This window comes from Pedobacter sp. Bi27, assembly GCF_918698255.1.
Lineage (GTDB): Bacteria > Bacteroidota > Bacteroidia > Sphingobacteriales > Sphingobacteriaceae > Pedobacter.
The window spans coordinates 268,783-282,750 of record NZ_CAKKMW010000006.1 but is presented as its reverse complement, the minus strand read 5'-3'; the positions used below and the strand labels follow the sequence as shown (position 1 = coordinate 282,750).

The following is a 13,968-nucleotide window of genomic DNA, read 5'->3' as shown; positions in this document are numbered from 1 at the left end:
GGAGTCGAAGCGTATTGAAACGCTTAATTAACCACAGATAATACAGATTAACACAGATAATTATTTTTACAAACTCTTTTCTCAAATCTTAGCCACTGAGGCACAGAAAAACGGAATTATATTACTGCGCCCAGCCTAAATATCAGCAACTAAATTGCCAATAAACCCGATTAAAATGGAAAGCCCACAACGTTGGACTTGTAATGAAAAGCGGGAGCAAGCTTTAAAAATATCTACTGCCATTGCTTTTCAAAAAAATCATTTTAGCTATTGGTAGATAGCATTTTTTAAACCGAAAGCTGGAAACTTAATAAGAAATAGTTTCGTGGTGTCAGATGGTAACATCTGACACCACGAAAATGCATTAAAGATTCCCGTATGCACGGGAATGACGGTCATTTGGTTAATTTATTCTGCAGGAATAAGCGAGATCTGCGGGAAATAACTTTAAAATTAAACCACCAACCCATAAGCGGCCAACTGTACCTTAGTATCTTCGTAATCGGTATGATGAATGCCTTTTAAACCTAAACCTTCAGCAACCTGTACAAAAAGCATACGGTCATCAATATATAAACTCGTTTCTACATCGCTCTGCGAAATATCGATGGCCACCTTAAAAATATCGGCATCGGGTTTACGGAAATGCACAAAACTAGATGACACGAAAAAATCGACAAATTCGTTCAGTTTAAAGGTATTGATGCGGTATTGGTTTAGTTCTCTGCCCTCGTTGCTGATTACGGCTACTTTTAGGTTATATTTCTTTTTTAAATCGCAGATCAACTGAATCATTTCTGGATAAGGAAGCGATTTTTTGAACATAAACTCCTTAAAATCATCGTAGCTAAAGCTACGTTCTTCGAAGAAAACGATACGCTCCAAATATTCATCAAGGGTTAATTTACCCACCTCATAAGTATCGAAGGTAAGATGATGGCGCTCTTCGAGATCAACCGAGTCGAGGTTAAAAAGAACAGAAGCTTCTCCCCTTGCATGCCTGTCCCAGCCATTGGTTAATAAAACGCCACCGATATCGGTAAAAAGTGTGGTAATTTTCTTTTGCATGATTTAGATTTAGAGTAAAACGCCTTTTAAAATTAATACGGCAACACTGAAATAGATCACAATCCCGGTAACATCAACCATAGTGGCTACAAATGGCGCTGATGAGGTTGCTGGATCTAATTTCAGTTTTTTCAAAATAATTGGCATCATCGAACCGATTAAACTGCCCCATAATACAATGCCAACAAGGGTAAAAAATATGGTAGCTGCAATTAAAAACCAATGCGGACCATAATTATAGAGGTGCAACTCTTGCCAGGTTACAATGCGGATAAAACCAATCGTGCCTAAAATAATGCCCAGCAAAGCTCCAGAAACCAATTCACGTCGCATTACGCGCCACCATTCTGCGATGGTTACTTCACCTAAGGCCATGGCTTGGATAATTAAGGTTGAAGCCTGGGAACCGCTGTTACCGCCACTACTCATAATCAATGGAATAAAAAGCGATAATACTACTGCTTTTTCGAGTTCAATTTCGAAGTGCTGCATAGCTGTTGCGGTTAACATTTCGCCTAAAAAGAGTACAATTAACCATCCTGCACGTTTTTTAACCAGTTTTAGGATTGGGATATCGAGATAAGGTTCATCCAAAGCCTCAGTACCCCCAATTTTGTGCATATCTTCTGTATATTCCTCATTTGCAATCCACAAAATATCATCAACGGTAACAATACCTAAAAGAATGTTATTTTCATCTACCACAGGTAAAGCCACACGGTTGTTCATCCTAAAGATATTGATTGCATCTTCCTGAGGATCGTTTGCTTTTAGGGCAATAAAACGTTTATCGGTAAGTTCGCCGATAATTGCTTCAGGATCGGCCAGTAAAACCTCACGGATCCTGATATCATCCAACAGTACTCCTTCTTTATCGATCACATATACTACATCAATGGTTTCGGAGTTTTTTCCATAACGCCTGATGTGCGCCAAAACCCTGGTGATAGACCATTCGGGTTTTACGGCGATGTAATCGGGCGTCATTAAACGGCCAATACTATCTTCTTTGTAGCCTAAAAGTGCAAGCGATTCTTTACGTTCTTCGGGTGGTAAAAGCGTAATCATTTTTTTTACCACATCGCCTTTTAACTCGCTAAAAAGCGCTGTACGGTCATCGGGTGGTAGATCTTTGATAATCTGATTGAGTTTATTGCCCGAAAGTTTTTTAATGATACGCTCTTGCGTAGGGAAATCCAGAATCCGAAAAACGTTTACCGCCCGGTTAAGGGATAAGGTTTCGATAAATTTAGCTGCATATTGTGGAAGTTCATCAATCAGTTCTTCAACATCCGAAATATTCAGTTGATCGAGATATTGCTTTAAAGCCTTATCATTTTCTTTTTCAAGCAGTTCCTGAATCTCTTCCACAACCAATTCTTCCATAAAATACAATCTAATTTATTACATGCCTAAACCTCTATTAACGGTTCGCAAAGGTGCATTTTTATTTCTTAAAAAGCCAACGGTGTAGGTTTAAAATTAGCCAGAAAGGTTTCTTAAATTAAAAATAAAGGGGAAATAAACTCAATAAAGCAGCCCGTTGCTTTATGATTTAATCATTTTTTAACATAAAAAATATCTCAACAGCAGGAAGTTAATTTTGATATGAACTTACAGATTAAAAATAGACTTGTTTTTGTAATGAAATGATTTTGATTTTTCTATATTTGCAGCCTTATGCTCCCGTAGTTCAATGGATAGAATTATGGTTTCCGGTACCATCGATATGAGTTCGAATCTCGTCGGGAGCACTTAATGAGACAAATCAGTTTTTATGCGGTTTGTCTCGTTTTTTTAAGCTGCCATCTGGCCCGATAAACTTAAACTCAAACTCTTCCAGCACCCTTCCACCCATGGAAACAAAGGTACCCCATAGTCCCCTCCAGTCTTCGGTGTCCTGCGCTTTTTCTGTATCCCATCTCACCAGTCCGTAAAGCCCATCAGGGGCGTCCTTTAACACCAGCCCATATTCTCCACTTAGCCAAACAATACTCCCCGGCAGGAACTCCTGGTTGCGTTTCCACCAGTCAGCCCTTTTAAAAACAGACCTGCCCAGTTCAAACCCTTGCCTTCCCATCAGCCTATCCCAATCGGCGTTTGGCGCAAACCATTCCCGTACCCTTGAAAAATCAGGATTGTTTGCTCCTTCAAGCTCACCCAGTTCTTCTGTAAACCAGTCCTTAAAAGCAATAAAATCAATACGGATATCGTCTGTATGCTCCAGAACAGCCTTTACCCTGTCCAGATCATCGAAAAGTGCAAATAATTCAAATGCCTTCCAATAGTCTACTTTGGATAAAACAGGTGTAGTTTTTTTCTTACCGAAGAGCCAATTGAACATGGAGTGTTAGTAGAATGAGCAGATAAAAGATCAATAAATATACATCAATTTGCATTCCATCCAATAAATAGTGTTTTACATTATGTGGCTTAATAAGCCCTAAGATTTTATGATATTTGTTAGATCAACATTATAGCAACTGTGAAAATCGCAAAATATTACCTGGCCGCTATATTCGCTTATGCGACCTGGGGCTTTTTTAGTTTAGTTTTAAAACCTTTGAGCGGATATTCTTCGGTAGATATTTTATTTTACCGCATTTTTAGCTGTGCCATATTGATGCTATTCATTACCGCCTTATTTAAACGTGCCGAATTGGTTAAAACCTTTTCTAACTTTAAAGCCTTACCTGCTAAGCAGAGACGAAATGTGCTTTTGCTGAATGTAGGCGGAAGTATCTTTTTAAATATCAACTGGTTTTCGTTTATTTATGTGCTTAACCATGTAAGCATTAAGGCTACCTCGCTTGCCTACCTGGTTTGCCCCATTATTACCACATTGCTTGCTTACTGGCTTTTGCACGAAAAGCTCAATAAAGTACAATGGGTGGCCGTTGCGTTAAGTATACTTGGGTGCTTAATGCTATCGTATGCCAATATTATGGATATGGTTTACGGCATTGTTATTGGGTTTACTTATGCGGCTTATCTGGTAAGTCAGCGTAAAAGTGTTGGGTTTGATAAATTTATCCTGCTCACGTTTCACATTTCGCTTTCTGCGATAATGCTGCTGCCTTTTTACCCTGCATACAGCGGACCTGTACCAGCAGCAACGCAATTTTGGTTACTGATAGAGGTTATAGCAGTTGGTTTTACCGTGATTCCACTCTTTTTGAATTTATATGCCTTAAAGGGCTTGAACTCATCAACAGTGGGTATGTTGCTTAACATTAACCCAATTATTGGATTTGCTATAGCAGTTTTGGTATTTCATGAGCCCATTACCCCATTACAAATGGCGGCATACAGTATCATTTTCGTATCGGTTGTTGTTTTTAATGTGCATTCCCTTTTTAAAAAAAAGCGAAGGAATCTGCCTGGTAGGGATAATCTGGATTCTGCCACAGAACCTGGTTACTTAAAAGAGTAAAAATAATGCAGCTTTTCATTATGAGCGCATAAATAGTCAGGCAATTAAACCTCAGCATTAACGTGGTGAAACCGTTGGTTACCGTGGAATAGTTACTGTTGCTTCTATTAAATTTTTAGATCAAATCTACCTTCAGTAGCATTTATGATTTCGCAGCCCTGTTTTTCAAGAACAAACTCAAAGGAACCAGTAATTACTTTCTCAGTCAGGTCCAATTTGGTAATTTTCAGGACACCTTTTGCAACAATTTGATGGGAGCTGTAAGTGCAACTTCCTGTTTTATAAAAGCTCACAAGAACTTTGTCTTTATCAATAGAATAGGTTCCTGTTTTACTGATATTGTAACTGGCGATCGCTACGCTTTGAAACTGGTCTCCATCCAGATACCGATGTGCAGTAATATTCAGGGTTCCACCATTGAAGTTTGCATCATACGTAATATTTAGCTTATCCTGGAGCAATGCCCCTTTTGGCAGCCATACCTTTCCATTGAGTACAAAGCCAAAGGTGTTAGCGCCCTTCTGGGTTAATGCAGGCAATTCCTCCTCTTTGGTTAATGATGTTTCCTTTTTGCATTTCACGCCGCTCATAGAAAGGCAGCAGACTGAAATGATCAGTAATGTGAGTTTGTTGATTTTCACGCGTTTTAGATGTGACATAAAAATAAACCAAAAAAGTTATGGATTGGATTTTTAACGTTAAGTTTTTGTTAAATCATTCCACTAATAGATACACATTATTCGGAATACTCTGCAGCAATGCTTGAAGTCCTTTTCTTATGCTGTAAATACACGATAAAACAAGAAAGCGGGAAAAACCAAAGGCTCTTCCCGCTCATCTAAATTAACGCTCTCGGAATATAAACGCCATCTCAGGCAATATATTTTGTGCGATTTAAAAAAATCAAACTAATCTATTTCCATCCAAGTCCCGGTGCAACGTGCTCCAGAATGGCAGATAGCACATGAATATTGTAATCTACGCCCAAGGTATTTGGAATGGTCAATAATACCGTATCCGCTTCCTGTATTGCCTCGTCGGTAGCCAATTCCTTTATCAGCTGATCTGGTTCTGCGGCATATCCCCGACCGAAAACCGCCCTTTGGGTTGGCTCGATATAGCCAAAACTATCCGTCCCTTTCCCCTGCTGCCCGAAATAATACCTGTCCTGATCGTTCATCAGCGCAAATATTGAACGGCTGACAGAAACCCTTGGCTCGCGATCATGTCCCGCTTTTCTCCAGGCTTCCTTGTACAGCCTGATCTGCTCGGCTTGCTGGATATGGAACGGCTTACCGTTTTCATCAAACTTCAAGGTAGAACTTTGCAGGTACATCCCGTTCTCTGCCGCCCAAACAGCAGTCGCATTGGAAGCGGCTCCCCACCAGATACGCTCACGCAGTCCCTCCGAATACGGTTCGAGCCTCAAAAGTCCAGGAGGATTAGGAAACATGGGATTGGGATTAGGCTGTGCAAATCCTTCGCCTTTCAATCTTTCCAAAAACTCCAAAGCCTTTTGCCTTCCCATATCAGTATCGTTCTCCCCATCCTTTGGTGCAAAACCGAAATACCGCCAGCCTTCGATCACCTGCTCGGGCGAACCCCTGCTGATGCCCAGTTGTAACCTGCCACCAGAGATCAGGTCGGCCGCGCCAGCATCCTCAACCATATATAAAGGGTTTTCATAGCGCATATCGATAACGCCCGTTCCGATTTCGATCTTAGAAGTTTTTGCGCCAATTGCCGAAAGCAGCGGAAAGGGCGATGCCAGTTGCCTTGCAAAATGGTGTACCCTGAAATACGCTCCGTCAAGGCCGATTTCTTCAGCCGCAACGGCAAGGTCGATAGATTGTAGCAAAGTATCACTAGCGGTACGCGCCTGATATGAGGGATGTTCCGACCAATGCCCGAACGATAAAAATCCGATTTTCTTCATTTCATTAATTGATAAATCCAAAGTTACCATTACTCCTATAACGCAAAGGTCATTGTGTAGTCATAACCAATACCACCCTTCAGCAAACAATAGCCTGAGCTAATTGTTCCAAAGTCAGTCATGTCAAGAAGAAAACAGATACGGTCAAAGGAGCAGTTCGCTGCTGCGCTCGAACTGGAAAGAGCGGGCGATAATGCTGCCGCATTAAAACTTTACCAGAAATCTGCAATGACAGATCCTGCTAATTCCCACGCCTGGAACAGGCAGATGGTGCTTTTGCGCAAAGCTAAATCAAAAGAAGCTGAGGTTAAGCTCATCAAACTGGCCATAGCCGAATACCAGAAATCTCACAAAATCAAACAACAAGATTGGCTGAAAGAAAACCGAGCCAAGGCAGACAGCACCCGGGAACTGGCCCGTGTACTCGGTCTTTTGGAACCAACAGGCCTTCCGAAAAGCGACGACACCATCATCGAGAAATGGCAGACCAGGCTGTACCTACTTGAATACCGCATCAAAAATGCACGGAAGAAGAAAACCCCGTCCAAAAAGCCTGTAAACAAATCGCCAAAAAGTGCAACGCCTGCACCTAAAAAGCTTAACCAAAACACCGCTACTAAACCCAAGCCAGCAAAAAAGCAATAAGATCAATCCAATCTGAACAGGTCCTCATTGCCGTTCACCAGCGATCTTCTGAACCTGATTTTTAACAGCTCAAATTCTCCAAGCATTGAAAACACGCCAAGTGCAGATATTTACGCTCATTACAGGCCCAACACAACGGCGCAATACCCATGTTCGCTTTCCGATCTTATAAAGGCAGCCCAAGCCTGCTTTTCCGGCAAATGCCCAGCAAATACTAATAGGTATCCCTAACAATCTGGCGCAGCATATTCAGGTTGGCATGGGCCTCTCCCATGGTGTTATTGAAGTACACGAACACCTTTTTGCCCTCCGAAAGCCACTCGGTCACATAGCTTGCATACTCATACAATACGTCGTCAGAATAGCTTCCCCTATAGTTTCCTCCCGGACCATGGAACCTGAGGTAGATAAAATCGGGATGGCTTTCTCGCACAGGAGAACTGGCAGGCGACTTATCGTGGACCACCATACCAAGCTCAAACTCTTCCAAAAGCTCATACACCTCATCTATATATAAAGAAGCATGCCGAAATTCCAAAGCGATCTTCCATTCGCCACAAGGATCATTATCCCTAAGCACCGACATCAGAAAGCGCAGCTGCGCAAAATGAGAAATCCTTACGCTCGGGGGGAACTGTACCAAAAGACAACCCTTTTTCTCCTCAACATGCGAAATGACCGAAAAGAACCTGGACACGACCTCTGGATCAAAGGCCAAGTCCTTGTTATGGGTAATCTCCTTGAAAAGCTTAAAGGTAAAACGAAATTCCTCAGGCACATCCGCCGCCCACTTTTTCATCGTGGAAACCTGCGGCACCTTATAAAAGGAAGAATTGATCTCGATAGAATCCATCAGCGAGGCGTAATAGCACAGCCTGCTCTTTTCCTGGAATTCTTTCGGGTAGTGCAATTTATTGGGAACCGGTAACAGTAGCCCGCTGGTACCCGAGTAATAGTTTTCAAAGGGGATGTCCATATTCTCCAAACAACTTGGACAGAAAATTGTTGAGTGGGGCCAGATCAGAAGAAAACAAATCCTGTCCGAATGCTATTTATCCCTCACCTAAGCTAATCGTTTCAGCCTTGCCAAACGGAAAGCTACTAACGGAATAAATTGTGATTTCGCTCATAAATAGGTTGACTAGTGAACGTAAGGTTAAGGTTTCACTGTGGCTTAATGAAATTAATGAATAATCTTGATTTCATCACTTGTTTTAACAATTAACTAAATAAAAGGGTTGTGCCACAATAAGGCAGATGACGGTCGAACGCTAGTTTACATCGCTGAAATTCTACCTTAGACTAAGCAAAGACTATGAGAAAACAGCCATATGTCCGTCAGAAGTAGCAATTTAAAACGGCCTCTAGCGATCTATATTTCCATCATAAAGTGCTGTTGATGTCGGTTTTTAAAACGCTTAACATTAATCGGTAGGATTACGATAATTCTGAAAGAAAAACAGGCAGATTTCTTTGGAAAATCTGCCTGTTTTAAATTTAGTAGCCAGGGTTTTGATATGCTTTCTTTGCCTCGTCAGACATTTGCATGCCATCTATCTGCCCTTGTGGAATTGGACGGAGATAAAGATTTGGTGTAATCGTTCTGGTAACCGTTACTGGTGTATGGTCGCCATATCCTGTACCACAAATACTGAAAGTAGTGGATAACTCTGCCCATTTTTGCGTTCTAATGAGGTCGAATCTCCTGTATCCTTCCGCATAATATTCACGCGATCGCTCTGCTAAAATATAATTGATATCAATTGTTGCTGGGGTTGCGGCAATCATGGCTGCACTATTGTCGGCTACTTTTGCCACATTGCCATTATTATCCCAACGCCATTTTCCGGCACGGGCCCTCACCACATTGATCAGTTCGCGTGCACTTTTACCTGCTTTGGGTGTAGCACCTTTTACAGCAGCTTCGGCAGCTACGAAGTAAAGTTCAGAAAACTTTGCAATAGGGTAAGGCCGGGTACTACCTGCATTTGGTTGACCTAAGCCTGTGCCATTATCTGTACGGTAAGGACCCAGTTTCCAAAGGCCCGGATAAACGATTCTGCTTATTCCCGATGGGGAAATTACATAATCTGCCCTTCCTGGCAATGTGCCGGCGCCAACATTACTTGTTCCGGCTCCACTTGGATAACTTACGGCGCTATTATCAGCATCCAGAAAGGTTAAAACGGCATTTCCGGGAACGATAGACAAGCCATTGGCATTAAGCAAAGAGGCAGGGGCAGATTCAGGAGGGTTATATCCTTTAGGCCAATTCCCACGATATACCGTTGTAAAGGTGCCATCATAACGTGAATCCAATGTTTTATCGGCAAAAGTATTTTTAAACACTTCAATAGGTGGAGCCATCCGGTTCCATGGCCTGCCAAGGTGTTGCTCTGCTTCACGCTGAACCGAACTAATTCCTCCGCTTCTGATATTGGTGTAATTCCAGGTCATCATCCAACCTGCAAAATTATCAGGCGCCCCACCGCTACCGAAAGTTAAACTACCGCCATTAAAACGTTCGCTCGTTTGGGTATGATCAGCATATAGCAGCATTTCTTTGTTACGGTCATTTGATCCTAAATTCACATCGTAATAGGTATCTACCAAACCGTAAGATCCAGGACTTTCGATAGCTGCAGTTGAAACATCATAAGCTTGCTGAAAATACCAGTTTGCGTCATGTCCGTCAGGATCAGTTCGGTTTGCTGCAGGATAGGTTGGGATATTGTTAGGGTTTTGCAACCACCACCCATAAGTTAGGTAAGCTTTTGCCAAATACAATCGTGCCAAAGTTTTTGTTACCCCTCCTGTAACGCGGGCAGCAACTGGTAAATCGACAACGGCAGTCAATAAATCAGGAAACACTGCCTTTGTATATACCTCGGGCACTGTATTGCGAACTGATGTTCTTACGGGACTGGTATTGAATTTAAGTGGTCCGGCACCCAAATCGAGTGGCACCCCACCAAAGGTTTGTACCAGCAAAAAATAATCAAAGGCGCGGAAGAATCTTGCTTCAGCAACCAATGAAGGGGCAATACCTGCAGCACTGGCATTCTCAATTACACCACTTGCTGTATTAATGTTCGGAAAGGCTTCTCCCCATAATACGCTACTGGGATAACTTGTAGAAAGGATTGACCCAACACCTGAGCAATCCATATCCTTAAAATTACCATCAGCATCTTTGCCCCAGGTAGCCTCATCGGTACCGGTAATGAGCGAATTATAATAATAGGCCTGCCCATACATGTTGCGGAGGTGACCGTACATTGCTGTAAGACCACCATTTACCCCTGTTACTGTTTTAAAGTAATCTGGTGTAAAGATACTGCGGGGCTCTTCTTCAAGAATTTTTTTACAGCCTGAGAAAACGACCATCCCAAGCCAAACGCTCAATGTTATATTTAAATGTATACGTTTCATATCGGTATATTAAAATGTTAAATTAAGACCAGCTACATAGTTACGGGTAGACGGTGTATTGGTACCAATCGTTAAAATTCTCCGCGGATAAACCGATGCTACCGCAGCGTTTTCATCGCCATATGAATTTGTTTCCGGATCCATGCCCGACTCGCGATGATATGGAGAGAACATCACAAAAGGATTTTGAACGGTTAAGTACATCCGGAGCTTTAATCTGGAATCTTTTAACAAACCTCGATTGAAATCATATCCTAAAGAGATGGTCCGGATTTTTAAGAAAGAAGCATCAAAATAACCTAATGTACTTCCATACTTAGGGTTATCACCACTTGCGATACCGCCAGGTTTTGGATACTTTGCGCCTGTATTTTCAGGTGTCCAATAATCAACTTTAACGTTATTTCTTCTACCAGATAAGAGATTCAGGTATCCGGAAGAACCATATAAAGTACTAAGCAAAATCCCGCCGTCTTTAAATAATCCTACCACATTGAGGTCAAATCCTTTATAAGCAACTCTTGTATTGAATCCTCCTGATAATTTAGGATCCACATCCATGATCTGTCTATCTGCTGCGCCGATAGGTCGTGTTGGTTTGCCGGTCGCATCAAAATCGCCCGTGTATTTTACTTTAATCATCCCCACATTCCCGCCTGGCTCTAAAACATTCAGATATGGATCTCCAGCCTGCCACAAACCTACTTTTTCATAATCAAAAATGGCATTGATGTTATGGCCTACGAACCAAGCATTCCCTTCGTCTCTGGTTTGGCCTGATGCAAGGGCAACGAGTTTGTTTCGGTTTGCATAAAGATTAAATCCCACATCCCATGACCAGCCTCCTTTATCATTAAAAATATTACCGTTAACACTCAGTTCCCACCCTTTATTCTGCGTTTGTCCGATGTTTGCAGTATAACTGCCCACACCTGCGGTAGAGGGCAATGCAACGCCTAACAATATATCTTTGGTATTGGTTACATAATATTCAAATGTTCCTGTCAACCTGCTTTTTAGTAAGGAGAAATCAAGGCCATAGTTCCAGGTCTGTGAATATTCCCAGCCTAAACCCGGACTTGGCAACTGAGAAACATAATATCCAGTGGCATAGTTATTATCGCCAAAATTGTAAGGGCGCGAATTTAGTAAACCAAGGGTTTGATATGGATTTACTGCCTGGTTTGATGTTTGACCGTAACCCACTCTGATCTTCAACCTATCGATAGCCGTTATCCCTTTCATGAAATTCTCATTCATCAGGTTCCAACCCACAGAAACAGCCGGATAAGTATTCCATTTATGCCCTGGCGCCAAGCGTGATGATGCATCAGATCTGATGGTTGCACTGATTAAATAGCGATTATCATAGGCATACATCACTCTTCCCATGTAAGACATCAATCCACTTAAGCGGTAGTCACCGTTACCAATTGTTAACTCTCCATTGGCCTGGCCAAGATTGTAAAACTGAAAAGCATCAGACGGAATATCACGTGCTGACATGGATGAGGAATTGAACTTATTCTGTTCAGCAGAATATAAGGCCACTACATTGATGTTGTGCTTTTCTGAGAAGGTTCTGTCATAAGTCAATAAATTCTCAAGTGTCCAATGGTAGGTTTGCGAATTGCTCACCCCGGCGGTAGAAACCGTAGTAGCAGTAGCACTTCCAATTCCAACACCTGTATAGTTACCATTGTTGCTCTGGATAAAATCAAGGCCGAGATTGGTACGGTATTTTAGTCCTTTTACCCATGGAATGTTAACCTCACCATAAAATGAATTATAGGTAGCAAAGCCACGCGTTTCATTAAGCCATTTATCACTGAGATTCTTGGTGAGTTCGCGGGTGTAAATCCACGATTCATCCTGAGGCATTCTGATTGTTCTTTTTAGGCTGCCATCTGCATTGTAAGGATTTGCAATAGGCGAATTGCTAAGGATGCCATAAACGCCGAGCTGGTTGCCTTCACTTAAATTGTAATTGTTATTGGTGGTAAATCCAATCCTTAAGAAACTGGCAATCTGTTGATCCATGGATGCTTTCATTGAATAGCGGGTGTACTGTTGGGTTGGGATCAGACTTTGATTCTGATAATAGCCACCCCCAAAACTGTAGCTGCCTGTAGTAGATCCACCAGATACACCAACATCATGACTGGTTACAACTGCCGATTTATTATAGAATAAATCTTGCCAATCGGTGTTTACGTCGTTTGCTTCATCTGGGCCATTGGTTGTAAATAATCCAGCTGCCTTGCGCAGGGCAACGAATTCTGGTCCATCCATCATTGGATATTTGGCAAAAAGGGTTTGTAAACCAGTATATGAATTATAGGATACTTTGGCAGGAGCTCCTTGTTGACCACGGTTAGTGGTGATCAATATCACTCCATTCGCTCCCCTTGAACCATAAATCGCTGTAGCAGAAGCATCTTTCAAAATATCTAAACTTTTAATGTCGTTGGGATTGATATCACCAATAGAGCCCGGAAATGGGATCCCATCAAGCACCACCAACGGATCATTACTGGCTGAAAGTGAACGCTGACCTCGGATCAGAATCTGCATGGTTGCACCAGGTTTGGTAGAAGTTTGTGAAATGTTTACTCCTGCTATTCGACCTTGGATAGCCTGTGCCACATTCGGTGCGGGTATTTCACGAACTTTATCGCCCGATATGTTTGCCACAGAACCAGTTACCGATTCTTTGCGCTGGGTTCCATAGCCCACCACTACAACTTGTTCAAGTTCAGCAGCGCTCGGGAGTAATGTCACATTGATTTCGGTTTGATTTCTGACCGGAACCTCGCGACTTGTAAATCCGATGTAAGAAAACACCAGTACCGAATTGCTTGTTGGAACCGCAATACTGAAGTTTCCTGTTCCCAGGGTTGTTGTACTGGTTGAGGTTCCCTTGATCAGAATACTTACCCCTGGAAGAGCATTTCCCTGATCATCCACAACACGCCCTTTTACCTGGGTTTGTGCATGTGCAGCAACCACAAAAAGTGCAAAAAAAGCAATCAGTGATAGTTTGGCTAAACATTTGGAAAGTCCTGCACCAGGCTTTACAAAAAACTGTAAAAATTCATTCCTCATAAAAATTTGGTTTATAATGGTTAAAGTTCATGCTTCACTCAGTAATGAGCCGACTGATTATCCATAAACTGGATAATGAGCATCTCTATCAAGAGTAGACGGGCATGATAGAAGTAAAGTTATTCGATGAGAAGAAAAGCATAAGTGTCAATTGTTCATAAATATGGAATAAATGTTCAAAGGAAGGAATCGACTAAAAATGATTATTAAACGAGGAAAAGATTTTCGACCACAAAATATAAAGCCATCTTATGCAATCGATTGTAAACTAACCAGATGCAATAAAAAAGCCACTTCACAATCTTTAACGACAACAAATATTGAGGGAAACCGCTTTGATTATTTATTT

General features: G+C 41.8%; 10 protein-coding genes and 1 tRNA gene. 3 read left to right on the top strand and 8 right to left on the bottom strand.

Features of this window, described 5'->3' with window-relative positions:
- Positions 1–453 precede the first annotated feature (453 nt).
- Positions 454–1,068, bottom strand: coding sequence for an HAD hydrolase-like protein (locus tag LQ227_RS20290; RefSeq protein WP_230150776.1), 615 nt, complete (start codon positions 1,066–1,068; stop codon positions 454–456).
- A gap of 9 nt (positions 1,069–1,077) precedes the next feature.
- Complete coding sequence (mgtE, locus tag LQ227_RS20285; RefSeq protein ID WP_029275973.1) at positions 1,078–2,454, bottom strand: magnesium transporter; 1,377 nt, start codon at positions 2,452–2,454, stop codon at positions 1,078–1,080.
- A 296-nt stretch (positions 2,455–2,750) separates the two neighbouring features.
- Between mgtE and LQ227_RS20280 the strand changes: the two genes are divergently transcribed.
- Positions 2,751–2,822, top strand: a tRNA-Arg gene (locus LQ227_RS20280).
- Positions 2,823–2,836: 14 nt separating this feature from the next.
- On the opposite strand, the gene LQ227_RS20275 is transcribed toward LQ227_RS20280, so the two are convergent.
- A complete protein-coding gene (locus LQ227_RS20275) occupies positions 2,837–3,412 on the bottom strand; it encodes a hypothetical protein (protein ID WP_230150774.1) in 576 nt (191 codons plus the stop codon).
- A gap of 141 nt (positions 3,413–3,553) precedes the next feature.
- On the opposite strand from LQ227_RS20275, the gene LQ227_RS20270 reads away from it, so the two are divergent.
- Positions 3,554–4,501, top strand: coding sequence for an EamA family transporter (locus tag LQ227_RS20270; protein ID WP_230145011.1), 948 nt, complete (start codon positions 3,554–3,556; stop codon positions 4,499–4,501).
- A 107-nt stretch (positions 4,502–4,608) separates the two neighbouring features.
- Here the strand turns inward: LQ227_RS20270 and LQ227_RS20265 are convergent, their stop codons facing one another.
- Both LQ227_RS20265 and LQ227_RS20260 read right to left on the bottom strand, forming a co-directional pair.
- Positions 4,609–5,142, bottom strand: coding sequence for a DUF6252 family protein (locus LQ227_RS20265; protein ID WP_230146676.1), 534 nt, complete (start codon positions 5,140–5,142; stop codon positions 4,609–4,611).
- A gap of 272 nt (positions 5,143–5,414) precedes the next feature.
- A complete protein-coding gene (locus tag LQ227_RS20260) occupies positions 5,415–6,437 on the bottom strand; it encodes an LLM class flavin-dependent oxidoreductase (protein ID WP_230150772.1) in 1,023 nt (340 codons plus the stop codon).
- A gap of 120 nt (positions 6,438–6,557) precedes the next feature.
- On the opposite strand from LQ227_RS20260, the gene LQ227_RS20255 reads away from it, so the two are divergent.
- Entirely contained in the window at positions 6,558–7,082 is a 525-nt protein-coding gene (locus tag LQ227_RS20255) for a hypothetical protein (protein ID WP_230150770.1), read from the top strand.
- 214 nt (positions 7,083–7,296) lie between these two features.
- Here the strand turns inward: LQ227_RS20255 and LQ227_RS20250 are convergent, their stop codons facing one another.
- The 3 genes from LQ227_RS20250 to LQ227_RS20240 all read right to left on the bottom strand — a co-directional run bounded on the left by LQ227_RS20250 (position 7,297) and on the right by LQ227_RS20240 (position 13,619).
- A complete protein-coding gene (locus LQ227_RS20250) occupies positions 7,297–8,058 on the bottom strand; it encodes a DUF72 domain-containing protein (protein WP_230150768.1) in 762 nt (253 codons plus the stop codon).
- Between the two features lie 521 nt (positions 8,059–8,579).
- Positions 8,580–10,514: a RagB/SusD family nutrient uptake outer membrane protein gene (locus LQ227_RS20245; RefSeq protein WP_230145006.1), complete on the bottom strand. Its 1,935-nt coding sequence runs from the start codon at positions 10,512–10,514 to the stop codon at positions 8,580–8,582.
- A 9-nt stretch (positions 10,515–10,523) separates the two neighbouring features.
- Positions 10,524–13,619, bottom strand: coding sequence for a TonB-dependent receptor (locus LQ227_RS20240; protein ID WP_230150766.1), 3,096 nt, complete (start codon positions 13,617–13,619; stop codon positions 10,524–10,526).
- Positions 13,620–13,968 lie beyond the last annotated feature (349 nt).